The sequence below is a fragment of the Pseudomonas sp. N2-3-1-14 genome (genome assembly GCF_041228395.1).
GTDB lineage: Bacteria > Pseudomonadota > Gammaproteobacteria > Pseudomonadales > Pseudomonadaceae > Aquipseudomonas.
Map to the genome: position 1 here is coordinate 786,989 of NZ_CP166199.1, position 25,389 is coordinate 812,377.

The window sequence follows — 25,389 nt, forward strand, 5'->3', positions numbered from 1 at the left end:
GCGACTTTTCACCCGAACCACCTTTGCGGTTCGGTAGCGCTGCCCCTGCCTGAGTGGGGCTTCGCGGTCGGTAATGCTCCTGGGGAGCGCCGATCAGTCTTTGTCCTCCCAAGAGGATTGCCGGTGGCCAAAAAAGCCGCATCCTTCGCCGCCCTTGGTGGCCTGGTATTTTCCACCGACGCAGGTCGACACTGCCCGGACTGTCGTCAGCCCGTGGATTCGTGCACCTGCAAACAGACCCTGATCCCTGAAGGCGACGGTATTGCGCGCGTGCGACGCGAGAGCAAAGGCCGTGGCGGCAAGACGGTGACCACCATCACCGGCGTGCCGCTGGCCGAAGATGCCCTGAAGGAACTGGCTACCACGCTGAAAAAGCGCTGTGGAACCGGTGGCGCGTTGAAAGACGGCGTTATCGAGATCCAGGGCGATCACGTCGAGTTGCTGTTGGCCGAGCTGATCAAGCTGGGTTACAAGGCGAAGAAGTCCGGCGGCTAGCAGCCTCTGTGAAACCCACCCCGATCGCCGGTTTGCTGAACGCGAACTGTCGTCTCCATGGTTTTCACAGAGCCTGTTCCTGACCGGTGTCTAAACTCTGTCCTGCGAGTGGGGTCTACCTTCCTTACAGGCAAATCGTCATTTTCATTCTTTAGACTTCGCCAGCCTTACAAGAAGGGTGTGGTGATCTTCGACTTTATATAGGGGACTTCGATGTCCGTACGACGCACACGCAAAGACGATGGCAGCCAATGGACAGTTGCGGACAGCCGCAGTGTTTACGGGATTCGCCATTGGGGGGCCGGGTATTTCGCGATCAATGAAGCCGGTCGCGTTGAAGTCCGTCCGAACGGCCCGAACAGCACGCCTGTCGATCTGTACGAACAAGTTGACGAGCTGCGCAAAAGCGGCCTGTCCTTGCCGCTGCTGGTGCGCTTCCCCGACATCCTGCAAGACCGCGTGCGCCAGCTGACCGGAGCGTTCGACGCGAACATCGAGCGCCTGGAATACCAGAGCAAGTACACCGCGCTGTACCCGATCAAGGTGAACCAGCAGGAAGCGGTGATCGAGAACATCATCGCCACCCAGAACGTTTCCATCGGCCTGGAAGCCGGCTCCAAGCCTGAGCTGCTGGCCGTGCTGGCCCTGGCACCGAAAGGCGGCACCATCGTCTGCAACGGTTACAAAGACCGTGAGTTCATCCGCCTCGCGCTGATGGGCCAGAAGCTGGGCCACAACGTGTTCATCGTGATCGAGAAAGAATCCGAAGTGGCGCTGGTGATCGAAGAGGCGGCCAACCTCAAGGTCAAGCCTCAGGTTGGCCTGCGCGTGCGGTTGTCGTCCCTGGCGTCGAGCAAATGGGCAGACACCGGTGGCGAAAAGTCCAAGTTCGGTTTGTCGGCCGCGCAATTGCTGTCGGTGGTCGAGCGCTTCCGCGCTGCCGGCCTGGATCAGGGCATCCGCCTGCTGCACTTTCACATGGGTTCGCAGATCGCCAACCTGGCCGACTACCAGCACGGGTTCAAGGAAGCCATTCGTTACTACGGCGAACTGCGCAACCTCGGTTTGCCGGTGGACCACATCGACGTCGGCGGCGGCCTGGGCGTGGACTACGACGGTACGCACTCGCGTAACGCCAGCTCGATCAACTACGACATGGACGACTACGCCGGCGTGGTCGTGGGCATGCTCAAGGAATTCTGCGACGCGCAGAGCCTGCCGCACCCGCATATCTTCTCCGAAAGCGGCCGTTCCCTGACTGCGCACCACGCCATGCTGGTGGTGCAGGTCACTGACGTTGAGAAACACAACGACGAAATCCCGCTGATCGAGAACAAGGAAAACCTGCCGGAAACCGTGCAGTGGCTGGTGGACCTGCTGGGCCCGACCGACATTGAGATGGTCACCGAAACTTACTGGCGCGCTACGCACTACATGAGCGACGTGGCCACCCAGTACGCCGACGGCAAACTGACCCTGGCCGAAAAAGCCCTGGCCGAGCAGTGCTACTTCGCCGTGTGCCGTCGCCTGCACAACTCTTTGAAAGCCCGCCAGCGCTCGCACCGCCAGGTGCTCGACGAACTCAACGACAAGCTCGCCGACAAGTACATCTGCAACTTCTCGGTGTTCCAGAGCCTGCCGGACACCTGGGCGATCGGCCAGGTCCTGCCGATTCTGCCGCTGCACCGTCTCGACGAAGAGCCGCTGCGCCGCGCCGTGCTGCAAGACCTGACCTGCGACTCCGACGGCAAGATCAAGCAATACGTCGACGAGCAGAGCATCGAAACCAGCCTGCCGGTGCACGCCTTGAACGAAGGTGAAGACTACTTGCTGGGCATTTTCCTGGTGGGCGCTTACCAGGAAATCCTGGGCGACATGCACAACCTGTTCGGCGACACCGACTCGGTGAACATCTACCAGCGTGAGGACGGTTCGGTGTACAGCGCCGGGATCGAGACCCACGACACCATCGAAGACATGCTGCGCTATGTGCACTTGTCGCCCGAGGAGTTGATGACGCACTACCGTGACAAGTGCGCGAGCGCGAAGATCAGTGCGTCGGAGCGTACGCAATTCCTCGACGCGTTGCGTCTTGGTTTGACGCGTTCTTCGTACCTGTCGTCGTGATCTAAGCTGATAGCAATCTAATGTGGGAGCGGGCTTGCTCGCGAAGGCGGTACATCAGTCACACATGTGTTAACTGACCCACCGCTTTCGCGAGCAAGCTGCTCCCACATTTGGATCTTCATTTGGCAGTGCCTTCCGTGTGGGGTCTGAACGATGTCGAGCAAATGGCTGCAAGCCTTCACCCTGGCATTCGCCGCATTCCTGGCGGCCTGCTCGCCGATCAAAGTGCTCAACGCACTCACGCCCTCCAGCACCTTCACCAAAACCTCCTCCATTGCCTACGGCGATGACCCGCGCCAAACACTCGATGTCTACCGTCCGATCAAGGCATTGCCCAATACCCCGGTCGTGGTGTTTTTCTATGGCGGCAGCTGGAAAAGCGGCGCCAAGGATGACTACGGTTTTGTGGGCGAAGCCCTGGCTTCGCGCGGCATCGTGGTGGTGATCGCCGACTACCGGCTCTACCCGCAAGTGCGCTACCCCTCGTTTTTGCAGGACAACGCCCAGGCCGTCGCCTGGACCTATCAACACATTGCCGACTACGGCGCCGACCCAAGGCAGCTGTACCTGATGGGGCACAGCTCCGGCGCCTACAACGCGTCGATGCTGGCGCTGGATCCGCGCTGGCTTAAAGAAGTGAACCTGTCGCCCACAATGCTGAAGGGCTGGATCGGCCTGGCCGGGCCGTACGACTTCCTGCCGATTGAAAACCCTGACGTGAAGCCGGTGTTTTTCTTTCCTGACTCGCCGCCGGATTCCCAGCCGATCAACCATGTCAGCCACGCTGCGCCGCCGAGTCTGTTGATCGCGTCGGTGAGCGACACGCTGGTCAACCCCACGCGCAATACCGGTGGGTTGGCGAAAAAACTGCGCGCAGCGGACGTACCGGTTGAAGCGTTTTACTTCACCAAGACCAGCCACGCGACACTGGTGGCGTCTATCGCTCGGCCCTTACGCTGGCTGGCGCCGGTACTGGACCGCGTCACGGCCTTTATCCAAGCCACTGATTCTGCCGATTCAAGCGCCAGGCAATCGCCCACAAAGTAAGGCTGCGCAGGGCCATGAACAGCAGGAAAGTAAGCCACAGGCCGTGGTTGCCGTACGGCTGCAGTGCCCAGGCGAAGGGCAGCAGCATCGCCACGGTGAGCAGCATGCCGTTGCGCATTTCCCGCGCGCGGGTGGCGCCGATAAACAGGCCGTCGAGCAAGTAGCTCCACACCGCAATCAACGGCAGCACCGCCAGATACGGCAAGTAGATGTCGGCGGTTTCGCGCACGCTGGGGATGTCGGTTTGCATGGCGATAAACAGATGGCCGGCAAAGGTGAACAGCAGCGCGAACCCGACACTGGCGATCAGTGACCAGCCGCAGGCAACCACCAGCGAACGGCGCAGCGCCTGCCGATCATGGGCGCCGATGGCATGCCCGCACAGGGCTTCGACCGCATGGGCCAGGCCGTCCAGGGCATGCGCCGTCAGCAGCAGGCCATTGAGCAGCAGCGCGTTGGCTGCCACGGTGGCGTCGCCCAATCGTGCGCCTTGCACCGTGATCATGAAAAACACCGATTGCAGGGCGAGGCTGCGGATGAAAATGTCGCGGTTCACCGCCAGCAACGGGCGCCAGCTTTGCCAGACCTTGAGCGCGGCCCAGGCGATATGCCCGGGATAGGCGCGCAAGGCGTTTTGCGTCAGGGCCAGGCCGAGCAGGGCGCCGGTCCATTCGGCGATGACCGAGGCACGTGCGGAGCCGACCACGCCCCACTCCAGGCCAAGGACGAACCACAGGTTCAAGGCGATGTTGACCAGGTTGGTGGTCAACAGAATCGCCAGCGGCGCGCGGGCGTTTTGCGTGCCCAGGAACCAGCCGACCAAGGCGTAGCTGGCCAGGGCGGCGGGCAGGCCGAACAGGCGCGTGTGGAAAAACTCGCGGGTCAGTTGATTGAGTTCGGGAGAGGGTTGCATCCACTCCAACGCCAAGTGGCTCAGCGGAATGCCGACGGTGCCCAGCAACATCGCCAACCCCAATGCCAGCAGCAGGCCTTGCAGCAGGATTTGCCGCAGCGCCGCGCCGTCATTGCGCCCGGCGGCTTGGGCGGCGAACCCGGTGGAGCCCATGCGCAGAAAACCCATGGCCCAGGCGAGGAAGGTGTACAGGCTGGCACCGACGGCCACGGCGCCTAACTGGTGGGCGTGGGGCAGGTGGCCGATGACCATGCTGTCGACCAGGGCCACCAGCGGCACCGAAATATTCGACAGGATCATCGGCGCGGCCAGAGCCCAGACGCGACGGTGGGTGGGGCGGTGGCGCCAGTCGGTGAGCAGGGAAGTCATGGAGGCTCCTTTGGGGGGACGGCATTGTAACTGGCCCCCAGCCGCACCATAGAACAATGTGGGAGCTGGCTTGCCAGCGATGGCGGACTGTCAGTCAAAATAGTGCTGGCTGACACACCGCTATCGCAGGCAAGCCAGCTCCCACATTTTGATCTCCAGTAGCTGTGGGATTTGGCTGGGATAAGCGAGGATCAAGAACCAAAGCACCCTCCGTCGGTCAATGTGACCAGCACCTCATCGGCCCCTCGCAGGCTGATATATAGTTCACCCCTCGGACCCCTCTCACGACGAGTGCCCCATGCTTAACAAAGGACTGTTCCTGGCCTGCGCGCTGGCCCTGCTGAGCGCCTGCGATTCCTCCGATAAACCGGCTGCCCCGACCGCTCCTGCGGCGGCGACGGTTGCACCCAAACCGGCGAAAGCGGCGGTGGATGTGGCAGCGCTGAAACAGCGCTATGCCGGCCGTGAGTTGAGCGTGGTGGATGTGTCCGAAGTCCAGTTGGACGGGGCCAGCACGCTGTCAGTGAGCTTTTCCATCCCGTTGGACCCCGAGCAGAAATTCGCCGACAAAGTCCACTTGGTGGACAGCAAGTCTGGCAAGGTCGATGGCGCCTGGGAGCTGTCCGACAACCTGATGGAACTGCGCCTGCGCCACCTCGAGCCGCAGCGCAAACTGGTGCTGACGGTTGACGCTGGCGTGAAGGCGGTCAACGACAACAAGCTCGCTGCCGAGTACAGCGCGCGCCTGGAAACCCGTGATCTGCAAGCCACGGTCGGCTTTGCCAGCCGCGGCACGTTGTTGCCGACGCGCTTGGCCGAAGGCCTGCCGGTGATTGCGCTGAACGTTGACAAGGTCGACGTCGAATTTTTCCGTATCAAGCCCGAATCGTTGCCCTCGTTCCTCGCGCAGTGGGGGCGTAACACCAGCCTGCAGAGTTATGAATCGCGCGAACTGCTGCCGATGGCCGACCTGGTCTACGGCGGCCGCTTCGACCTGAACCCGGCGCGCAATACGCGCGAAACCCTGTTGCTGCCGATCGCCGGCCTCAAGCAATTGCAGCAGCCGGGCGTGTACCTGGCGGTGATGCGCGCCTCGGGCACCTACAATTATTCGCAACCGGCCACGCTGTTCACCTTGAGTGATATCGGCCTGTCGGTGCACCGCTATGCCAATCGCCTGGATGTGTTTACCCAGGCGCTCGAAGGTGGCAAGGCGCTGGAGGGCGTGGACCTCGAAGTGCTGGATGCCGAAGGCCGTGTGCTGGGCCAGGGCAAGACCGAAAAGGGTGGCCATGCCGAGTTGCCGTTGCCGAAAAAAGCCCAGGTGTTGCTGGCCAAGCTTGGCGAACAAACCAGCCTGCTGCGCCTGGACAGCGCCGCGCTGGACCTGGCCGAGTTCGATATCGGCGGCCAGCCAGCGCATCCGCTGCAGTTTTTTGTGTTCGGCCCACGTGACCTGTATCGCCCCGGTGAAACCGTGCTGCTCAACGCCTTGTTGCGCGACAAGGATGGCAATGCCGTCAAGCCGCAACCGGTGAGCGTGGAGGTGCGCCGGCCGGATGAGCAGGTCAGCCGCAAGTTCGTGTGGGATGCCGATGCGTCGGGCCTCTATCAGTACCAGCTGCAATTGGCCGGTGAAGCGCCGACCGGGCGCTGGCAACTGGTGTTCGACCTCGGCGACGGCAAGCCGCAGCTGTATGAGTTTCTTGTCGAAGACTTCTTGCCCGAGCGCCTGGCGCTGGAACTCAAGGGCAGTGACACAGCCTTGAGCCCGGCGGATAACCCGGTGATTCACGTCAATGGTCGCTACCTCTACGGCGCACCGGCATCGGGCAACCGCGTCAGCGGGCAAGTGTATGTGCGCCCGTTGCGCGAGGCGGTCAAATCGCTGCCGGGCTACCAGTTCGGCTCGGTCACCGAAGAAGAACTGAGTCAGGATTTCGAGCTGGACGAAAGCGTGCTCGACGCCAAGGGTCAGGAAGACCTGACGCTGGAAAGCAAATGGGCCGAGGCCAAATCACCCCTGCAATTGATCGTGCAGGCCAGCCTGCAAGAGTCGGGTGGGCGCCCGATCACTCGGCGCCTGGTACAGCCGATCTGGCCGGCCGAGCAACTGCCGGGCCTGCGTGGCTTGTTCGACGGCAAGGAAACCAACGGCGATGGCCCAGCAGAATTCGAAGTGCTGCTGGCCAACCAGGACGGGCAGAAACTCGCCGCGCAAAACCTCAAGGTGCGCCTGGTGCGTGAGCGCCGCGACTACTACTGGAACTACTCGGAAAGCGACGGCTGGAGTTACCACTTCAACGAGAAATTCCTCAACCTCGACGAGCAGACCCTGAACATCAAGGCGGGCGACACCGCCAAAGTCAGCTTCCAGGTCGAGTGGGGCCCGTACCGTGTCGAGGTCGAAGACCCGCAAACCGGGCTGGTCAGCAGCCTGCGTTTTTGGGCCGGCTACCAGGCCCAGGACAACACCGAAGGCGGCGCCGTGCGCCCGGACCAAGTCAAATTGGCGCTGGATAAACCGGCGTATGGCGATGGCGATACCGCCAATGTCACCGTCACGCCACCGGCGGCCGGTAAAGGCTACCTGCTGGTGGAATCCAGTGAAGGGCCGCTGTGGTGGCAGGAAATCGATGTGCCGGCCGAAGGCAAAAGCTTCGCCGTGAAGCTTGACCCGAAATGGTCGCGCCATGACCTGTACGTCAGCGCGCTGGTAATTCGACCGGGTGAGCGCAAAGCCAATATCACGCCTAAACGGGCCGTGGGTTTGTTGCACCTGCCATTGGATCGCACCCAGCGCAAACTCGGCCTGACCCTTACCGCGCCGGAAAAAATGCGCCCCAAACAACCGCTGACGGTGAAGATCGCCGCCAAGAACGCCGACGGCAGCGTGCCCAAACAGGTGCATGTGCTGCTGGCGGCCGTGGACGTGGGTATCCTCAATATCACCGAATACCCGACGCCGGACCCGTACTCCAGCCTGTTTGGTCGCAAGGCTTATGGCGTGGACCAGTTCGACATCTACGGCCAGTTGATCGAGGCCGGTCAGGGTCGTTTGGCCAGCCTGGCGTTCGGTGGTGATGCGGCGCTGGCCAAGGGCGGCAAACGCCCGGACACCAGCGTGACCATTGTGGCGTTGCAGAGCGCGCCGGTGACCTTGAATGAACAGGGCGAGGGCGAAGTCAGCGTCAATATCCCCGACTTCAATGGCGAATTGCGCCTGATGGCCCAAGCCTGGAGCGATGATCGGTATGGCATGGCCGAAGGCAAGACGGTGATTGCCGCGCCGCTGATTGCCGAACTGTCGGCGCCGCGCTTTCTCGCCGGTGGTGACCAGACCACGTTAGCGCTGGACCTGTCCAACCTGTCGGGCAGCGCGCAGAAACTCGATGTGCAATTGAGCACCGAAGGCCAGCTGGAGTTGGTCAACAGCGGCGCGCAGTCTGTTGAACTCAAGCAAGGCCAGCGCACCACCTTGCGCATCCCGGTCAAAGCCTGGGGCGGGTTAGGGCAGGGCAAGGTCAAGGTCACGGTAAATGGCCTGGACCTGCCGGGGGAAAACCTGCCGCCGTTCAGCCGCGAGTGGACCCTGGGTGTGCGCCCGGCCTACCCGGCGCTGCTCAAGCATTACCGCGCAGTGCTCAAGGATCAGCCGTGGAGCTTGCCGGTCGGCAGTCTGGATCAGTTCGATGCCTCGGGGCGCGAAGCGCTGCTGAGCCTGTCGAGCCGGCCGCCGCTGAACCTCGGCGCGCAGATCAGTGCGCTCAAGGCGTACCCTTATGGCTGCCTGGAGCAGACCGCCAGCGGCCTGTATCCGTCGCTGTATGCCGACGCTGCCCTGCTCAAGCGCCTGGGCATCAAGGGCGAGTCGGACAGCGAACGCAAACGCAAGATCGAGCTCGGCATCGAGCGCCTGCTGGGCATGCAGCGCTACAACGGCAGCTTTGGTTTGTGGGGCGCCGATGGCGAAGAGGAATATTGGCTGACTGCTTACGTCACCGACTTCCTGCTGCGCGCCCGCGACCAGGGCTTTGCCGTGCCGCCTGAAGCGCTGAAGAAAGCCAGCGAGCGCCTGCTGCGTTATGTGCAGGAACGCAACCTGATCGAAGTGGATTACAGCGACAACGCCGACCACACCCGCTTTGCCGTGCAGGCCTACGCTGGCATGGTGCTGGCACGCAGTCAGCAAGCGCCGTTGGGCGCGTTGCGCAGTATCTTCGAGCGCCGCAGCGAGGCGCGCTCCGGGTTGCCGTTGGTGCAGTTGTCCATTGCCCTGCAAAAAATGGGCGACCAGCCACGTGCCGATCAAGCCTTGCTTGCCGGCCTGGCGGCGCAACGCAATGCCAACGAGTGGCTGGCCGACTACGGCAGCCCGCTGCGTGACCAGGCGATGATCCTGGCTTTGCTTGAAGAAAACGACTTGGCCAAGGGCAAACGCGAGGAGCGTTTGTTTACGCTCTCGGACCAGTTGGCCGCCAGCCCTTATCTCTCGACCCAGGAACGTAATGCACTGTTCCTGGCCGGGCGCCTCGGGTTCTCACAGCCTGAGTCGAACTGGCAGGTGTCGCTGACCGGCAGTGGCGGTGTGCAAACGTTGAACAACCAACAGTCGACGCTGGCGCTGGATGGCAAGCAGCTGTCCAGCGACCTGACCCTGAGCAATCAGGGCGAGGCGCCGGTTTACCAGCAACTGACGATCTCCGGTTACCCCCAAGTGCCACCGGCACCGGGCGGCGACAACCTGAGTATCCGTCGCGAATACCTGGGCATGAATGGCCAGCCGTTGAACCTGCATAACGTCAACAGTGGCGACCTGGTGCTGGTGCATGTGGCGGTCAGCGCCAAGCAGCGGGTGCCGGACGCGTTGGTGGTTGACCTGTTGCCGGCTGGGCTGGAGCTGGAAAACCAGAACCTGGCACAAAGTGCAGCCAGCCTGGAAAACGCCAGCAGCCAGGTGAAGGAGTGGCGCGAGTCGATGCAGAACGCGTCGCTTAAGCACCAGGAGTTCCGCGATGACCGCTATGTGGCGGCGATGAACCTGGAGGGTTATGGCGCCACCACGCACTTGTTGTACCTGGCGCGGGCGGTGACGCCGGGGACTTATCGTGTGCCGCCGCCGCAGGTGGAGTCGATGTATCGGCCGAACTGGCAGGCGGTGGGGGAGACGCCGGCGGATTTGGTGATCAAGGGGCGCTGATACCTGGCGGTAGGAATGGGGTTCAAATGTGGGGGCTGGCTTGCCTGCGATGGCGGTGGGTCAGCCGGCACGTTTGGTGGCTGATAGATCGCTATCGCAGGCAAGCCAGCTCCCACAGGGGAGTGGGGGGCCGTGGGGTTAGTGGACGACCCAGCTGAGTAGCCAGAGGCCGAGCATTAGCCAGATGACGCCCAGGATGATCGAGGCGCGCATGAAGGCGCGAACGGCCGAATACAGGAAGAGCAGGCCGATGATCAGGGTGATGATGCTGATGATCGAGGTGTCCATGCCCAGTGCGCGGGACATGCCATTGACGAAGTCGCCACCGGCATGGGTGAGCATATTGAACAGCCCACTGAAGAATTCGACGATGTAGTGGATGATCAGGCCAATCGTGTTACCCAACCATCCGAAAAAGTCTGCTTGCATAGGTGTGTCTCGATGAATAAGTGGACGAAATTGCCAGCACTGGGCCTTTGGTCGCGAAGGGTCGCGGCTAGTTCCGTGAAGCATAGAGGTTTGCGCGGTTGAATTTGCGATTTGTTGTGGGTGGGGTGGGGCCGTTGTGAGTGAGTTGACTGACAAATCGCTTTCGCGAGCAAGCCCGCTCCCACATTTACTGGGCTGGGCATTTGGATGTGTGTTGGCAGTCATTGCCCTGTTGTGGCTGGCGGATCGTATTTGGCCGTTGCCGCTGCCCAAGGATGATTTGGCGCGGGTGGTGCTGGCCGAGGATGGCACGCCGTTGTGGCGCTTTGCCGATGCCAATGGCGTGTGGCGGTATCCGGTGCAGACCCGTGAGGTGTCGCCGTATTACCTGGACGCGCTGCTCACCTACGAAGATCGCTGGTTTTACGAGCACCCCGGCGTGAACCCGCTGGCGCTGGTGCGGGCGACGTGGCAGAACCTGACCGGCGCGCGGGTGGTGTCGGGCGGCAGCACCTTGTCGATGCAGGTGGCGCGGTTGCTCGACCCGCATTCGCGCACTTTGCACGGCAAGCTGCGTCAGCTGTGGCGCACTGCGCAGTTGGAATGGCATTTGTCCAAGGACGAGATCCTCAATCTGTACCTGAACCGCGCGCCCTTTGGCGGTACGTTGCAGGGCGTGGCGGCGGCCAGTTGGGCGTATTTGGGCAAGTCCCCGGCGCAGCTGACCCATGCTGAAGCCGCGTTGCTCGCCGTATTGCCTCAGGCGCCGAGCCGTCTGCGCCCGGATCGCCACCCGCAACGCGCCCAGCAGGCCCGCGACAAAGTGCTGCGCCGCCTTGCCGAATTCCAGGTATGGCCGCAATCGGCCGTTGATGAAGCCCTGGAAGAGCCGCTGTTGCTCGCCCCTCGGCTCGAACCCAGCCTCGCGCCGTTGCTGGCCCGCCGCCTCAACCGTCCGGACAGCCCGCCGCTGATCCGCACCACCCTGGACGCCACGCTGCAACGCCGCCTCGAAGACCTGCTGCTGGGTTGGCGCGCGCGGCTGCCGGAACACACCTCCGCCGCCATTCTGGTGGTGGAAGAAGAAACCATGGCCGTGCGCGCCTACCTCGGTTCGGTGGATATCAATGACGCCAAGCGCTTTGGCCATGTGGACATGATCAGCGCGCTGCGCTCGCCCGGCTCCACCTTGAAACCCTTTCTGTATGGCATGGCACTGGACGAGGGGTTGATCCACTCCGAATCGCTGCTGCAGGACGTGCCCCGGCGCTATGGCGATTACCGGCCAGGCAACTTCTCCATGGGTTTCAGCGGCGCAGTGCCGGCGAGTACGGCGCTGTCCAGTTCATTGAATTTGCCAGCGGTGCAGCTGCTGGAGGCCTATGGGCCGAAACGGTTTGCTGCGCAGATGCGCATCGGCGGCGTGCCGCTGGCATTGCCGGCGTTGGCCGAACCGAACCTGGCGCTGATTCTGGGCGGGGCGGGCAGCCGTCTGGAAGACTTGGTCAGCGGTTACAGCGCCTTTGCCCGCGACGGCAGGAGTGCTGCTATCCGATTACAGCCGGACGATACGCTTAAAGAACGGCCTTTATTGTCGCCAGGGGCCGCCTGGATTGTGCGGCGCATCCTCAGCGGCCAGGCGCGGCCCGACCGAGACCCGCGTGCCGAGCTGGTGCAGCGCCCGGTGTTGGCCTGGAAAACCGGCACCAGCTATGGCTTTCGCGATGCCTGGGCGTTGGGTGTGGGGCCGCGCTACTTGATCGGCGTGTGGATCGGCCGACCTGACGGCACGCCCGTACCTGGGCAGTTTGGGCTGGCCTCGGCGGCGCCGTTGATGTTGCAGGTGCATGACGTGCTGACCAACCGCGACAGCCAGCGCGGGATCAGCGCGCCCGCCAAGCCGGTGCCTGCCAATGTTGGCGTGGCCGCGATCTGTTGGCCGCTGGGCCAGCCCATGAGCCGCCGCGACCCCAATTGCCGCCGCCAGCGCTTTGCCTGGACGCTGGACAACACCACGCCGCCGACTTTGCAGGCGTTGGACCAGCCGTTGAGCATGGGATTGATGGAAAGCGTGTGGGTCAATGCCAAAGGCTTGCGGGTGGACGCGCATTGCCCTGGCGCAGTGTCAAAAAATATCGCCTTGTGGCCGGCACCGCTGGAGCCTTGGCTGCCTAGGATGGAGCGCCGCGAGGCGCGCATCCCGGCCGCCGACCCCGACTGCCCGCCGCCAGCGCTGGCCCCCTCGTCGCCGCTGTCCATCGTCGGCGTACGCGAAGGCGACCAACTGCGCCTGCCTGCCGCCAGCCAGCAGGCCCTGCACTTGAAAATCTCTGCCCTGGGCGGCAGTGGCCGGCGCTGGTGGTTCCTCAACGGCGCGCCACTGGGCGACAGCGCCAACCAGGACAGCATCAACGCCAGCTTCGAACAACTGGGCCGCTACCAGCTCAGCGTCCTCGACGAAGCCGGCCAAACCGCCCGCCTCGAATTCAGCGTCGTCGATTAGCCATCCCCGCCCAACCCACCCCAACCCATTGTGGCGAGCGGGCTTGCCCCGCGTTGGGGCGCGAAGCGGCCCTGAAAATCTGACGACGCGATACATTTCTGGGGCTGCTGCGCAGCCCAACGCGGGGCAAGCCCGCTCACCACAACAAGCCGCTCGCCACAACAAGCCCGCGAACACCTATCAAATGCAGGCGCTGGCTTGCCTGCGATGGCGCCCTCAAGCACACCGCCGGGATTCACTTGCCTTCATCCCTGATCCCCCCGAAGCTATACACCTTCAGGAGCCCCCGCATGAACCTCGAACACCTCACCGAACGCCTGCACCGCATCCGCGATAACAACGACTGGAAGCAGTTCCACAGCCCGAAAAACCTGGCCATGGCCGCCAGTGTGGAAATGGCCGAGCTGGTGGAAATCTTCCAATGGCTGAGCGAAGACCAATCGCGCCAGCTACCCGCCGACACACTCGCCCACGCCGGGCAGGAAGTCGGCGATATCGTGCTGTACCTGCTGTTGCTGTGCAGCGAGTTGGGCCTGGACATGAACGAGGTGGTGCGCGCTAAACTGGCCGACAGCGAACGGCGGTTTGCCCATGAGTGATCGTCATTTCGACCAATTGGCCACGCGCTTTGCCGAGAAAATCTACGGCGGTGCCAAAGGCGCGATTCGCCTGGCGGTGCTCCAGGCCGACCTGATCGAAGCGCTGCCGGACCGTCCATTGCGTGTGCTGGATATCGGCGCGGGCCTTGGGCACATGTCGCTGTGGCTGGCCGAGCGCGGCCACCAAGTGACCTTGGCCGAGCCCGCCGAGCCGATGCTCGAAGGCGCACGCCAACGCTTTGCCGACGCCGGCCAGAGCGCAACCTTTATCCACGCGCCCTGGCAGGAACTGCTCGGCCAACTCACCCAACCTTACGACCTGGTGCTGTGCCACGCCGTGCTGGAATGGCTGGCCGAACCCCATGCGATCCTGCCGGTGCTGCACCAGCTCACCGTGCCGGGCGGCTGGCTGTCGCTGGCGTTCTATAACCGCGATGCGCTGATTTACCGCAACCTGCTCAAAGGTCACTTTCGCAAAATGCGCAAGAACGACATGGCCGGCGAGAAACAGAGCCTCACCCCGCAACAGCCGCTCGACCCACGTGAGTTGGCGGCGCAACTCGAGGGGCTCTGGCAGGTCGAAAGCCAAAGTGGCGTGCGGGTGTTCCACGACTATATGCCGGTGGAATTCCAGGCCCGCGCCGATTTACAGGATTTGTTGGAGATGGAACTCGCTCACCGTCGTCACCCAAGCTTTGCCGGACTTGGGCGTTATTTGCACTGGATGTGCCGTCCGGTTTAAGCGGCCCAGTCTGCGGAGGTCGAAATGCGTCGTCTCTGTTTGATCCTGTTGTCGGTAGGCTTGAGCGCCTGCTCCAGCCCCAATCCCTACGTGGCCGCTTCGGCGCCGATGCCGCCGGCACCGGCCCAGGCGGCTAACACCTTTGATGCCAGCGCCTACCCGGCGCCAGTGCGCGACTATGGCGCCTACCGCAGCTGGGGCTGGCTCAACGGCCAACTGCCGGCGGGCACGGCCTGGGCCGACTCGGCGCAGATTGCCGAGGCGGTCAGCGGCGCCCTCGACCAGCGTGGCCTGCGCCCCTTGCATGACAACCGTGCGCCCGACCTGCTGGTGAGCGCCGATGTGCGTCTGGAAAAACGCCTGCGCCAGGTCCAGGACGACTATGGCTACGGTTACGGCGGCTATAACCGCTATGGCAATGGCTACGGCATGTACAACACCGTACCGGTGGTGCGCACTTATGAAGTGACGGTCGCCGTGGCGCGCATCAGCCTGTTCGATGCCCGCACTCGCCAGCCGGTGTGGAGCACCAGCGCCGAAACCGCCAGCCAGGGCAGCCTGAGCCAACGGGCCGATGCCTTGCGTGAAGCGATGCAGAAGGCAATGAGCGCCTATCCACCCAGTTAGCAGCTATTCTCATTTCAGGCTGAAGCGTCTTTTGGAGATAAACCATGTTTCGTCGCATTGCTGCACTTGCTGTTGTCGTGGTGCTGGGCGGTTGCCAGTCCAACCAGGTCAACCACGACTTTGACGCCAGCCGCGACTTCGGCGCCTACCGCAACTGGGCCTGGAAAGACCCGGCGCTGCAATATCGCCCGGATGATCCGCGGATCAAGAGCGACCTCACCGAGCAGCGCATCCGCCAGGCCGTCGGCGAACAACTTGACCAACGCGGCCTGCGTCCCGCCGCAGCCGGCACCAAGGCCGACCTGAACGTGCAGGCTTACCTGATCGTCGAAGACCGCCAGCAGCAAGTCACCACCAATTACGGCGGCGCCTGGGGTGGCCCATGGAATGGCTATTGGGGCGCGCCGATGTACAACGAAACGCGCAGCATCACCTACAAAGTCGCGACCATCCAGATCGACTTGCTGGACGGCAAGGACGGCAAGCTGGTGTGGCGCGGCAGTGACGAGCAGATGATGGCCAGCAGTCCAAATCCACAGGATCGCAACAACGCCATCCGCACCACCGTCAGCAAAATCCTCTCCAACTACCCACCCCACTAAACCTTTCCCCATTTCCCTGTGGGAGGGGGCTTGCCCCCGATAGCGGAGTGTCAGCCAATAAAGCTGTGACTGACCCACCACTATCGCGGGCAAGCCCGCTCCCACATCGGATCTCCTGCAGCCTTGAGTCAGCGCAGCCCTCAGCCCTTGTCTACACTCAAAGACACCCCAGGAGAGTAAGCGCTCGGCGACTCGCCGGCACAGGAGTGCTCGATGTCTCCCCGATTTCATGGCAAGCAGCGCGGCGCCATTGGCTTGATGGCCGCCGGCGTATTGGCGGTGGTGTTGGCGTTTACCCTGCTGGTGATAGACAGCGGCCGTTTGTACCTGGAAAAGCGCAAGTTGCAAGGCGTGGCGGACACCGCAGCGCTGGAAGCCGTCAGCCGCAACGGCACCTGCCTGGCGGGGTTGAGTGCGGCGGCCTACGCCGGGCAAAGCGTGGCGCGCAATTATTTCGTGGTGGGCAACGGCAACACCCTGGTGACCAGCTGTGGCTCCGTCACCACTGGCGCCTCGGGCCAGCGCACGTTCAGCGCAAACCCCGCGTTGGCGTCAGCGATCCAGGTAGTGGCCAGCAAAACCGTCACGACCAGCGTGGCCGGCGGCGTGTGGGCACTGTTTTCCGGCAACCCGGTCAGCCTCAACACGGTCTTGTCGGCCACGGCGGTGGCGGCCAAGCCCACGCCATCCCTGGCCCAACTGACCATCAACAGCACGTTGGCCAGCGTCAATAGCGCCAGCGCAAGCCTGTTGAACCCCTTGTTCAGCGGCTTGCTCGGCGGCAACCTCAACCTGACGCTCGCCGGCTGGAATGGCTTGCTCAACACCAATATCAGCCTGCTCAGTTACCTCGACCAACTGGCGATCAACCTGGGCGTGACCGCAGGTAACTACACCCAACTGCTCAACACCAACGTCACCGCCTCGCAATTGATCCAGGCCGCGATCACGGTGCTCACCGCCAACGGCGCGACGGCGGATGTATTGACGGCCCTGGGCAGCTTGAAAATCGCCGCCATCAACCAGGCCCCGCTGACCCTCGGGCAGATCCTGCAGTTGCAGACGGGCATCACCGCCGCCGCGCTGAATGCCAACCTGCAGGTGTTCCAGCTGATTCAGGGCGTGGTGCAGTTGTCCAACAGCCAGAGTGCGGCTGCCGCGATCTTGCCCGTCAGCCTGCTGGGGCTGGCCAACATCACCACCCAGGTCAAAGTGATCGAGCCGCCGCAACTCTCGGCGATGGGTGACCCGGCGCTGGCCGCGGCCAATCCCCAGGGGCCGAATGCGATTTATGTGCGTACCGCCCAGGTGCGCACCGAGGTGACGGTCAGCCTGCCGGTGCTGAGCAGTTTGTCGGGGCTCACCACGGCCGTGAATAACCTGGTGGGGCCGCTGACGCCGGTGGTCAACAGCCTGTTGAGCCTGAACCTGGTGAGCACGATCAACTCGGCGCTGTGTTTGCTTGGGGCCGGCTGCCAACAACTGGACCTGCTGGCGTTGCCGGGCAACTTGCCGCTCAATATCGTGCTGGATGCCGGCGGCGCCAGCAGCTATGTCACCGCCTACAGTTGCCCGACAGGCAGCGCTGGCACCAAGAGCCTGACGGCTTACACCACCACCTCGCAGGCGTCGCTGAATGTGGGCGCCATCACCAATGCGTTTTCCAGCACGTTACCGATGACCGTGGCGCCTTTGGCACTGATCGACATCGGCACCAAGACCTGCCATGAAATCCTCGGAGTCGGCACCTGCGGGACGCGTGTACCGTTCGCCGCCGGTGGCGTCGCGATCAAGGTACTAAGCCCGATTGCGGCGAGCAATCAGACGCTGGTGTTCTCCAGTACTGCGCCATTCGCCACGCCGCCTAACGTGGGCCTCACCCCGACCTATCAGGCGGCCGCGCCGGCGACCAATGTGGTCAGCAGCCTGTCGACCACGCTTAATGGCGTAGGCATTACGGCGTACCAGCCGGTCGGCAGTAACCCGCTGGGCGCACTGGCGGCAAGCGTCGTGTCGCTGCTCGGTGGCGTCAGCGCCATCGTCACCCCGGTGGTGGATAGCCTGCTGGGCCCGCTGCTCAACCCGATCCTCAACAACCTGTTGAACATGTTGGGCATCAGCCTGACGAATGTGAACGTGGGCGCCAACCTCACCTGCGGCCAGACCGGTGAGGCCTACCTGGTGATCTAAGCGTCGGTGGCCCTGGGCAGTTCCACACAAAACCGTGCGCCCTGTTCGCCATTGCTGACGCTGAGGCGTCCGCCCATGTTCTCGACGATGCCGTAGCTCACCGACAGGCCCAGCCCGGTGCCCACGCCAATGGGCTTGGTGGTGAAGAACGGTTCGAAGATCCGCTCCAGCAAGCGTGGGTCAATGCCCCCGCCATTGTCCTCGACCCAGATGCGCACGTGACGGCTATCGTGTTCGGTGTGCACGGCGATCCACGGGCGCAACTCAGGGTTTTTTTCGCGCTGGCCCAGCAGGGCATCGCGGGCGTTGACCATCAGGTTGATCAGCACCTGTTCAAGCTGGTCGACGTAACCTTTGACCTGTACGGGAACGTCCGCCTGGGTCAGGCGGACTTCCACGCCTTTGCCGCGCAGGCCTTCGCTGAGCAACGACAGCGTGCCCTCAACTGCCTGCGCCGGGTCGAACGGTTGTTGCTCGACTTCCGAGCGGCGGCCGAACACGCGCATATGGTCCACCACCCGGGCTGCGCGTTGAACCTGGGCGTCGATGCGCTGGAGTTTTTCGGTGAGGTAGTCGACCTGCACGTTGCCACTGCCCAGGCGCTTGAGCACATTGACGATGGCCATGCGCATCACGTTCAGCGGCTGGTTGATCTCATGGGCAAGGCCCGTGGCCATTTCGCCGAGGGTGGCCATTTTTGCGCTTTGCGTCAGTTGCTGCTGCGAGCGACGCACTTCGGTGTTGTCGCGGCCCACGGCCTGCACCTCGACCAGGGCGCCGTGCTCATCGAACACGCCGCGGTCCGACCAGACCCACCAGGCGTGTTCGCGCCCAGGCAGTTGCAGGCTGATTTCGGCGGTGCTGACCGGGAACTCCGGAGTCAACTGCCGGATGCGCTGCACAAACGCCTCGCGCTGTTCGGCTGAGAGCCAGTCGCCCAGGTTCAGCCCGCGCAATTGTGCGGGACGGCATTCGAGGTAGTTGGCCAATGGCGTGTTGCCGAAGGTCAGGGTCAGGTCCGGGCGGTAGCGGCAGATCATCGCCGGGGAGTCTTCCACCAGAATTCGGTAACGCTCCTCGCTCGCTTTGACCTGTTGCGCAGCCACGGTCGCGTCGGTGACGTCCAGCCACAGGCCAATCGCTTCCACCGGCAGGCCCAGGTCGTCGCGCAGCAATTTGGCTTCGTCGAGCAGCCAGTGGTAATTGCCCTGTTTGTCCTGCACACGGTAACGACTGCGTACGCTGCCTTCGCGCAGCAGTTGGCGCGTGCGCTGGAAGTACAGGTCGCGGTCGTCGGGATGCACCCACTGCACCAGGCTGTCGTGGCTGCACTCGGCGAGGGTACGGCCCAGCAACGGCAGCAGGCTGTCACTGAAAAACACCGGCAGCAGCGCGCCGTTCACGTAGCGTTGCACGTAGATCACCGCCGGTGAGCTGGCAATCAGGTTATCCAGGCGAGCATGGGCGGCGTCGGCGTGCACCTGCTGGTTCTTGATGTCGCTGATGTCGAGCATGAACCCGACCCAGCGGCGTTGCTCACCCACGCCCAGCACTTGGCCCTGCAACCGATACCAGGTCGGCGGTTGGGCGCTGTCGCCACGGTTGAGGCGTACGCTGGCGAGCAAAGGCTTGCCCAGGGCTTGCAGGTCGCGCAGGCGGCTGTGCAGTTCCTCTCGGTCGGCGGGGTGGATGAGCGCCAGCCAGGTGTCGAGGGCTTGCCGGGTCGCGGCTTGCTCTGAGTCGATGTTGCGCATCAATTGCGGCGCAAGTTGGATCTCGGCGCTGGCGGGCAGCAACTCGAACCACCCGGTGCCCAACAGGCCTTGCAGGGCTTCGAGGCGCTCCAATTGTTGGTGGTGGCGTTGCTCGCGCAGGCGGCTGAGCAGCGGCGCGGCGATGGCGGCGGCGAGGTTCAGCCAGTCGCGGTCGCGCATGTGCAGCTGGCCGTTGTAGGCCCCGCACAGCAACCACGCGGCCACGCCCTGGCCATCGCGATACGGCACCAGAAACCCGTCGGCATTGCCGAATACGCTGTGCAAACGCGGGTGTTCTCCGCGTCCATAAGGCGCCTGCAAACTCAGTGGAGCAGTGCCGTTGAGGCTGTCCAGGCAGGTGCCGAGGCGCTGCCCGTTGTGCCAGAACAGCGGCGCATCATGGTTGGCGTACTGGCTGTAGATCACCCAGTCCTGGTCCTCCTGATCGAGCAGCGCGAGGGCCACACACGGGATGCGCCAGCGCTGCGCGACGCTGGCCAACTGTTCGTTGAACACGTCGGGCAGCCGGCTGAGGCTGCACACACGCAGGTGTTCACTCACAAGGCTGGCCAATTGCTGATCCTGTTCGCGCTGCTCGGCCAGGTGCCGGCCGTTGAGCAAATCGCCGATGTCCACGGCATGCAGCAGCCAGCCGTTATCCTGGGCTTCAATCGTGCCTCGCGTGTGCAGCACAAGCCCGGCGGCGCCACGGAAATCCAGGTCGAGGCTATGGCGCTGCCAATCGGCAGGCACGCCTTCAACCGCCATCGCGCTGTGGGCACACAGCAGGTCCTGGAGGGGCGGTGAGTCAGTGTATTGCGCCAGGTGTGAGCGCAGTGCACCGCTGATTTCGAGCACGCGGCCGTGCGCGTCCAACCACAGGTGCAGCCCGGCGACAGGCGACGCAGGCGTGTCCAGGGCCAACGCGCTGCTTCGGCCGAGCAGGCGCCCGAAGAGTTTTTCCCCCGAGGTCAAAACTGCAGGCTCGAGGTGGCCTGCAGCGTCGTCGGCAGCTGCGGTACGGTGCCGATGCCGGGCAGGACAATAAAGGGCATTACCGCCTGCAGATTGGCCGTGGGGTAGTTGATCTTCACTAACAACAAGCCGCTGTTGAAGGTGGTGGTGACTTGCGTGGCAGCGTCGAATTTGTAGGCGGGCGGGATCCACAGCAAACGGTTGGCGACTGCGGTTTTGGCGGTGCTTTGCACGGCGGCGGCGTAGCCCTGCATGTTGGGGTCCAGCGCCACGCTCAGACGCACGGCTTCTGCCGTCGCCTGGTTGAACGACTGCAACAACAGCAGCGGCAGGCTATAGCTGACCATGCCGTAGAACACGGCGAAAAAAATCACGAACACAGCAATGAATTCGATTGCTGCCGCGCCTTTTTGCTTATCCGGGAGGCTTGTTTTCATCACCGCGTCTACCCTGACGGCTACTACTTGATATCAGCATAGAATCAATCGGCAAAAAGGGATGTTTTTTACGTGATCCATGGCGCAGTGGTGATGGTGTGGTTGGTGCTGTGTGCAGTGCAGGATGCTCGGCAGCGGTTGCTCGCCAATCGTCTGACGCTGGGCGTTGCCTTGTTGGCGTTGATCTATCTGCTCTGGACGGGCACCACCTGGCTGGGGGCGTCGACCGGGCAGGGGCTGTTGGCGTTTTTTCTGGCGCTGCTGCTGACCTTGCCTGGCTACGCCTTCGGTCGTCTGGGGGCGGGCGACGTGAAGCTGCTCGCAGCGTTGGCGCTGGTGTCGGATGCGGAGTACTTGCTGTGGTCGTTTGTAGGGGCGGCAGTCGCCAATTTGCTCTGGCTGATCATTGCGCCAACGCTTTGGCCGCATATGAATCAATATCTTAAAAAGCATATGGGTTATCTCGCGCCCGGTGCGTCAAAAAAGCAGCCATTCGCCCCGTTTTTACTGGTGGGTTTTGCCGTTGCGTGGTTTTGGATCCATTAGTCGTCAGCGGGTATTAACGCTATGTACATAGTCAGAAAGTGCGTCTACGTTTAATGAGGAGATGTACCGGATATGTGTCGTAAAGGGATGGTCAATCTTTTGGCTTGAAATGCATGGAGTAGCGCGTGAACAAGCTTACCTCTGCGGTAAAAGTGCTCGTTGTCGACGATCAGCCGCTGATCGTGGAAGAACTCTGTGAATTTCTTGAAAGCAGCGGTTACCGCTGCGTCCCCTGTGAATCCAGCCAACAGGCTCTGAAGCGTTTCAGCGAAGATGCCGAGATCGGCCTGGTGCTGTGCGACCTGCATATGCCGGAAATGGATGGGATCGAGTTGGTGCAGGCCCTGCAAAAAATCGCCGGTAAGCAGCGCGCGTTCGAAGCCATTATGTTGACCGGTCGCGCCGACAAGCAGGACGTGATCAAGGCCCTGCGTGCCGGCATCGCGGACTACTACCAGAAGCCCATCAACCTGCACGAGTTGCTCGAAGGCTTGCAGCGCCAGGACGCCGCGCTGCAAGAGCGCAAAAAGGACCTGCAACTGGGTAACTTGAATCAAAAATTGCAGTTTCTTTCCGAGTCCATCAACGACCTGTATCAGGACCTCGATAAAGTGCGCAGCAGTGGGCCTGGACGGGAAAGCGACGAGGCTTCGGCCGAGGATGCCGGGCCAGTGGAAATCCCGGCGATCTTCAACCAGTTGTCGCCACGCCAATTGGATGTCGCACGGCTGGTGGGCAAGGGGCAGACCAACTATCAGATCGCCTGTGAGTTGGGCATCACTGAAAATACGGTGAAGCTGTACGTGTCCCAAGTGCTGCGCCTGACGCACATGCACAACCGCACGCAATTGGCATTGGCGTTATCGCCAAATAATTCATCGCTGCGCCAGCGAGTGACGGCGCACTGATCGGCCTGGTTGGATGCAGTCAAAAATGTGGGAGCGGGCTTGCTCGCGAATGCAGTGTGCCAGTCACCCATAGGTTGGCTGATACACCGCATTCGCGAGCAAGCCCGCTCCCACATTAGAACTGCTGTGTGTCAGTGATAGATCAATTGCTGCCTCCGGTTTTCCCCCTACCTTCTGCTCGAAATACTCCGGAATCGGATACTTGTAGCTGTCCAGCAAGCGCTGGTGCGCCTTGTCACGTTCGGCCGCCGAGGCCTTCTGAGGTGTTTGCGACGCGGCGCTGCCCGTGACCTGCAGCGTCAGCCATTGCTCGGTCAAGGCCTGCTGGGGCGACGAGGGGCCGGGCTCGATGGCCATGGCGCTGAAGGGCAACACGAGCATGGCCAGGCTGGCGAGATAAGGTGTTTTCATCATCAATTCCTCGGGGTGCTTGCGGCATCACTGACAGCGGCGACTTGATCTTTGGCTTTGGCGACGGGTGTGCTTGAGCCTTTGAGTTTCTCGGCGCGGGCCTGGGCTTCAGTGACTTGCTCGGGGCTCAGGCCCATCTGGCTGACCAGTTGCGCGGCCTGCTTCCAGTTGTCCTGATAAATCAACAGCGTCACCAGGTTGACCGCCGCCAGCGGGTCGCTCTGCTTGAGTTCCATGGCGGTCATGAATTCAAAGCGCGCGTCTTCCAGGCGCAGTTGGTTGAGGTACACCACGCCCAGGTCGTTGCGGATTTTTTCGTCGGTGGGCGCCAGCCGAGCGGCGCGTTGCAAGTGGGCCATCGCTTGCCCGTTATCACCCTTGGCCGAGGCGACCTGCCCCAGGCCGTGTTCGCCTTCGGCGGCCATGCAGGTGCCGATCAGGCTGCGGTACAACGGCTCGGCTTCGCTGCGCCCGAGCAGGCGATAGGCCTTGGCCTGGCGCAGGCGCACCTGGGGCAGATTGGCCGGCAAGCCTTGCAGGTTGGCGAGGCTGGCGTGCAGCTTGCCGTCGCCGGCCATTTCATCGGCCAGGTTCAGCGACAGCTCCTGATCGGAACTGGGCTTGGGGCAACTGCCGGTGCCGGTAAACGCGCCCCACGGGGTTTGGCCATTGGTGGCGCAGCCACTTAGCAGCAACAGGCTCAAACCGGCTATCAAGGCTTTCATCGGGCGCTCCTCATAAGTTACTCAAGGCCCGGGTGATGCCGATAAAGGCGGGTCCCCCGAGCACGATCAGCAAGGCGGGAAACAAAAACACCATCATCACCACGGACATTTTTGCCGACATCTTCGAGACGAATTCCTGGATCCGCGTGAGGCGTCGGTCGTCGAGCAATTGCTTGAGCGACAGCAGCGATTTCATCGCGCCGCCGCCTTGCTGAACCAGCTGCTGGAGGATGGTGCAGGTGTCGGTGAATTCATCCACGGCCAGCAGCCGAGCGGTCTTGCCCAGCTCCTCGCTCAGCTCAAGGCCCGAGTCGACCCGTGTCAGGATCAAGCGCAACTCATGGGTCAGCGCCGGCAACAGGCGTTGCGCTTCAATGCTCAGCACGCGCAGCGCTTGCTCAACCGCCATGCCGGATTCGAACAGAATGCGCAGCAGCGGAATGAAGGTCGATACCTCGCGGGAGATGCGCTGCTGGCGCGCCTTGGCGGCCCTGGCCAGGATGCGCTTGGGCAACAGATAACCGATGCCCAGGGCCAGCAACGGCGCCAGCCACGGCGAGCCGGTCGCGGGGTACATCACTTGCTGAACCACCAGGGTCATGATCAACAGCAGCAACGGCGTACCGACCTGGAAGGCGGCGAACATCGAGCGCTGGTTGGCTTTGCGCCAACCGACACGGTTGAGCAGGATCTGGGTTTCGTTGTCCAGGCTCACCGAGCGTTGCGCGAGCGGGCTGCTGCCCAGCTGGCGCATCAGTGTGCCGAACCTGTGTTCGCGCGCCATCTGGCCCTGCAACCGTTGGGCAACCAGGCGCTGGCCGCGCCGGTGTTTTATCAGGTTGGCCAGCACCAGCCCTAGGGCGGCAATAAACAGTACAGCGCTGATCAGCAGTGCAATCGCCATCTCATACGCTCCGCAACATGCGCCACAGGGTGAAGCAGCCCAACAACTGCATCACCAGCGCCACGAACAACAGAATGCGCCCGGTGCCGTCATTCCACATGGTCATCAGGTACGCGGGGTTCACCGCCAGGAAGTAGCCGATCATCGAGATCGGCAGGGCGGTGAGCACATAGGCCGTGACGCGCGTTTCGCCGGTCAAGGCGCGCAGCTGGCGGGCGGCTTGCTCACGTTCGCGGATCATCTTGATCAGGTTTTCCAACAGCTCGCTGGCGTTGCCGCCATAGCGGTGGTTGACCTTCAAACCCAGCGCGAACAGGCGAAACTCATCGCGCTCGTAAAATTCGGCAAAGTCGTGGGCAGATTCCGGCAGGCTCACGCCCAGCTGCACGTTGCGCCGGATACGGCCCATGGCGTGTTGCAGCGGGTCTTCGGTAATCTCGATGCCGCCCAGCACCGCGTCGGCCAGTGTACGCCCGGCCTTGAGGCTGCGCACGGTGTGGTCGAGCAATTGCGGCAGTTGTTCGATCATGCGCTTGATCCGCCGTTGATAGCGCCAGGCGATGTACAGGCGCAGTACCAGCAGCGGCAACACCACCATCACCAACAGACCGATCCAGCCGGCAACCAGCAGGCCCAGGACTGCGCCCAGCGCCCAGATCGCCAGCCACAGGCCGAGGTTGTCACTGGGTTTGCCCAGGCCTGCGCGCAGGAACATGCGCTCCACGCCGCTCCACTGGCCGTTCTCTTCAACGAGCTGCGGCTGGCCTTCGGCAAGGCGGCCGAGCACGCGCTCGGTCTGGGCGCGACGCAAACCGATCTGGAAGGAGCGAATCGACAGGCCGATCAGAATCAGGCAGATGAGCAGCAGGATGGCCCCGGTCATGCT

At 62.8% G+C, this 25,389-nt stretch carries 19 protein-coding genes and 1 pseudogene; 12 read left to right on the forward strand and 8 right to left on the reverse strand.

What is annotated here, in order from left to right; genetic code table 11:
• Nucleotides 1-123 precede the first annotated feature (123 nt).
• The 3 genes from AB5I78_RS03585 (at nt 124) to AB5I78_RS03595 (ending at nt 3,669) form a co-directional block, all read left to right on the forward strand.
• Nucleotides 124-495, forward strand: coding sequence for a translation initiation factor Sui1 (locus AB5I78_RS03585; protein ID WP_005784408.1), 372 nt, complete (start codon nt 124-126; stop codon nt 493-495).
• A 213-nt stretch (nt 496-708) separates the two neighbouring features.
• Nucleotides 709-2,622 (forward strand): arginine decarboxylase, encoded by a 1,914-nt coding sequence (speA, locus tag AB5I78_RS03590; RefSeq protein WP_145160307.1) that lies wholly within the window; start codon nt 709-711, stop codon nt 2,620-2,622.
• Between the two features lie 153 nt (nt 2,623-2,775).
• Nucleotides 2,776-3,669: an alpha/beta hydrolase gene (locus AB5I78_RS03595; protein WP_369301521.1), complete on the forward strand. Its 894-nt coding sequence runs from the start codon at nt 2,776-2,778 to the stop codon at nt 3,667-3,669.
• Here AB5I78_RS03595 and AB5I78_RS03600 read toward each other — a convergent pair.
• Nucleotides 3,614-4,951: an MATE family efflux transporter gene (locus AB5I78_RS03600; RefSeq protein ID WP_369301519.1), complete on the reverse strand. Its 1,338-nt coding sequence runs from the start codon at nt 4,949-4,951 to the stop codon at nt 3,614-3,616. The genes AB5I78_RS03595 and AB5I78_RS03600 overlap by 56 nt on opposite strands.
• 298 nt (nt 4,952-5,249) lie before the next feature.
• Here AB5I78_RS03600 and AB5I78_RS03605 point away from each other — a divergent pair, with 298 nt between their 5' ends.
• A complete protein-coding gene (locus AB5I78_RS03605; protein ID WP_369301518.1) occupies nt 5,250-10,151 on the forward strand; it encodes an alpha-2-macroglobulin in 4,902 nt (1,633 codons plus the stop codon).
• Between the two features lie 138 nt (nt 10,152-10,289).
• Here the strand turns inward: AB5I78_RS03605 and AB5I78_RS03610 are convergent, their stop codons facing one another.
• Nucleotides 10,290-10,580: a hypothetical protein gene (locus tag AB5I78_RS03610; protein WP_145160315.1), complete on the reverse strand. Its 291-nt coding sequence runs from the start codon at nt 10,578-10,580 to the stop codon at nt 10,290-10,292.
• 190 nt (nt 10,581-10,770) lie between these two features.
• On the opposite strand from AB5I78_RS03610, the gene pbpC reads away from it, so the two are divergent.
• The 6 genes from pbpC to AB5I78_RS03640 all read left to right on the forward strand — a co-directional run bounded on the left by pbpC (nt 10,771) and on the right by AB5I78_RS03640 (nt 17,843).
• Nucleotides 10,771-13,083 carry a peptidoglycan glycosyltransferase PbpC gene (gene pbpC / locus AB5I78_RS03615; RefSeq protein ID WP_369301555.1) on the forward strand — a complete coding sequence of 771 codons (2,313 nt, stop codon included), beginning with the start codon at nt 10,771-10,773 and terminating at the stop codon, nt 13,081-13,083.
• A gap of 290 nt (nt 13,084-13,373) precedes the next feature.
• Nucleotides 13,374-13,682, forward strand: a complete 309-nt coding sequence (locus tag AB5I78_RS03620; protein WP_119737788.1) for a MazG-like family protein — start codon at nt 13,374-13,376, stop codon at nt 13,680-13,682.
• Nucleotides 13,675-14,424 carry a methyltransferase gene (locus AB5I78_RS03625; RefSeq protein ID WP_145160319.1) on the forward strand — a complete coding sequence of 250 codons (750 nt, stop codon included), beginning with the start codon at nt 13,675-13,677 and terminating at the stop codon, nt 14,422-14,424. Before AB5I78_RS03620 ends, AB5I78_RS03625 begins: the two co-directional genes overlap by 8 nt.
• A 24-nt stretch (nt 14,425-14,448) precedes the next feature.
• Nucleotides 14,449-15,051, forward strand: coding sequence for a DUF4136 domain-containing protein (locus AB5I78_RS03630; protein WP_106577710.1), 603 nt, complete (start codon nt 14,449-14,451; stop codon nt 15,049-15,051).
• A gap of 44 nt (nt 15,052-15,095) precedes the next feature.
• Nucleotides 15,096-15,653 (forward strand): DUF4136 domain-containing protein, encoded by a 558-nt coding sequence (locus AB5I78_RS03635; protein WP_369301516.1) that lies wholly within the window; start codon nt 15,096-15,098, stop codon nt 15,651-15,653.
• A gap of 213 nt (nt 15,654-15,866) precedes the next feature.
• On the forward strand, nt 15,867-17,843 hold the full coding sequence (locus tag AB5I78_RS03640; RefSeq protein ID WP_369301515.1) for a pilus assembly protein TadG-related protein: 1,977 nt from the start codon (nt 15,867-15,869) through the stop codon (nt 17,841-17,843).
• Here the strand turns inward: AB5I78_RS03640 and AB5I78_RS03645 are convergent.
• Together AB5I78_RS03645 and AB5I78_RS03650 are read right to left on the reverse strand one after the other, a co-directional pair.
• Nucleotides 17,840-20,572 (reverse strand): ATP-binding protein, encoded by a 2,733-nt coding sequence (locus AB5I78_RS03645; protein WP_369301514.1) that lies wholly within the window; start codon nt 20,570-20,572, stop codon nt 17,840-17,842. The genes AB5I78_RS03640 and AB5I78_RS03645 overlap by 4 nt on opposite strands.
• Nucleotides 20,569-21,009 carry a TadE/TadG family type IV pilus assembly protein gene (locus AB5I78_RS03650; RefSeq protein ID WP_145160327.1) on the reverse strand — a complete coding sequence of 147 codons (441 nt, stop codon included), beginning with the start codon at nt 21,007-21,009 and terminating at the stop codon, nt 20,569-20,571. The genes AB5I78_RS03645 and AB5I78_RS03650 overlap by 4 nt, the downstream gene beginning before the upstream one ends.
• A gap of 93 nt (nt 21,010-21,102) precedes the next feature.
• Between AB5I78_RS03650 and AB5I78_RS03655 the strand changes: the two genes are divergently transcribed.
• Both AB5I78_RS03655 and AB5I78_RS03660 read left to right on the forward strand, forming a co-directional pair.
• Nucleotides 21,103-21,555 (forward strand): prepilin peptidase, encoded by a 453-nt coding sequence (locus tag AB5I78_RS03655; RefSeq protein ID WP_369301513.1) that lies wholly within the window; start codon nt 21,103-21,105, stop codon nt 21,553-21,555.
• A gap of 125 nt (nt 21,556-21,680) precedes the next feature.
• Entirely contained in the window at nt 21,681-22,463 is a 783-nt protein-coding gene (locus tag AB5I78_RS03660; protein ID WP_369301512.1) for a response regulator transcription factor, read from the forward strand.
• A 162-nt stretch (nt 22,464-22,625) separates the two neighbouring features.
• Here the strand turns inward: AB5I78_RS03660 and AB5I78_RS03665 are convergent.
• The 4 genes and pseudogenes from AB5I78_RS03665 to AB5I78_RS03680 all read right to left on the reverse strand — a co-directional run.
• Nucleotides 22,626-22,874, reverse strand: a pseudogene (locus tag AB5I78_RS03665) (DUF3613 domain-containing protein); the annotation flags it as partial.
• Between the two features lie 2 nt (nt 22,875-22,876).
• A complete protein-coding gene (locus AB5I78_RS03670) occupies nt 22,877-23,599 on the reverse strand; it encodes a tetratricopeptide repeat protein (protein WP_369301510.1) in 723 nt (240 codons plus the stop codon).
• A 10-nt stretch (nt 23,600-23,609) separates the two neighbouring features.
• Nucleotides 23,610-24,503: a type II secretion system F family protein gene (locus AB5I78_RS03675; RefSeq protein ID WP_145160337.1), complete on the reverse strand. Its 894-nt coding sequence runs from the start codon at nt 24,501-24,503 to the stop codon at nt 23,610-23,612.
• A gap of 1 nt (nt 24,504) precedes the next feature.
• Complete coding sequence (locus tag AB5I78_RS03680) at nt 24,505-25,386, reverse strand: type II secretion system F family protein (protein ID WP_369301509.1); 882 nt, start codon at nt 25,384-25,386, stop codon at nt 24,505-24,507.
• Between the last annotated feature and the right edge of the window lie 3 nt (nt 25,387-25,389).

What these genes read in the sequence shown, in the direction of transcription:
- AB5I78_RS03605 (WP_369301518.1), top strand. Translation starts at nt 5,250, where the DNA reads ATGCTTAACAAAGGACTGTTCCTGGCCTGCGCGCTGGCCCTGCTGAGC.
- speA (WP_145160307.1), top strand. Translation starts at nt 709, where the DNA reads ATGTCCGTACGACGCACACGCAAAGACGATGGCAGCCAATGGACAGTT.
- AB5I78_RS03670 (WP_369301510.1), bottom strand. Translation starts at nt 23,599, where the DNA reads ATGAAAGCCTTGATAGCCGGTTTGAGCCTGTTGCTGCTAAGTGGCTGC.
- AB5I78_RS03610 (WP_145160315.1), bottom strand. Translation starts at nt 10,580, where the DNA reads ATGCAAGCAGACTTTTTCGGATGGTTGGGTAACACGATTGGCCTGATC.
- AB5I78_RS03630 (WP_106577710.1), top strand. Translation starts at nt 14,449, where the DNA reads ATGCGTCGTCTCTGTTTGATCCTGTTGTCGGTAGGCTTGAGCGCCTGC.
- AB5I78_RS03675 (WP_145160337.1), bottom strand. Translation starts at nt 24,503, where the DNA reads ATGGCGATTGCACTGCTGATCAGCGCTGTACTGTTTATTGCCGCCCTA.
- AB5I78_RS03655 (WP_369301513.1), top strand. Translation starts at nt 21,103, where the DNA reads ATGGTGTGGTTGGTGCTGTGTGCAGTGCAGGATGCTCGGCAGCGGTTG.
- AB5I78_RS03625 (WP_145160319.1), top strand. Translation starts at nt 13,675, where the DNA reads ATGAGTGATCGTCATTTCGACCAATTGGCCACGCGCTTTGCCGAGAAA.
- AB5I78_RS03595 (WP_369301521.1), top strand. Translation starts at nt 2,776, where the DNA reads ATGTCGAGCAAATGGCTGCAAGCCTTCACCCTGGCATTCGCCGCATTC.
- AB5I78_RS03600 (WP_369301519.1), bottom strand. Translation starts at nt 4,951, where the DNA reads ATGACTTCCCTGCTCACCGACTGGCGCCACCGCCCCACCCACCGTCGC.
- AB5I78_RS03680 (WP_369301509.1), bottom strand. Translation starts at nt 25,386, where the DNA reads ATGACCGGGGCCATCCTGCTGCTCATCTGCCTGATTCTGATCGGCCTG.
- AB5I78_RS03640 (WP_369301515.1), top strand. Translation starts at nt 15,867, where the DNA reads ATGTCTCCCCGATTTCATGGCAAGCAGCGCGGCGCCATTGGCTTGATG.
- AB5I78_RS03650 (WP_145160327.1), bottom strand. Translation starts at nt 21,009, where the DNA reads ATGAAAACAAGCCTCCCGGATAAGCAAAAAGGCGCGGCAGCAATCGAA.
- AB5I78_RS03635 (WP_369301516.1), top strand. Translation starts at nt 15,096, where the DNA reads ATGTTTCGTCGCATTGCTGCACTTGCTGTTGTCGTGGTGCTGGGCGGT.
- AB5I78_RS03620 (WP_119737788.1), top strand. Translation starts at nt 13,374, where the DNA reads ATGAACCTCGAACACCTCACCGAACGCCTGCACCGCATCCGCGATAAC.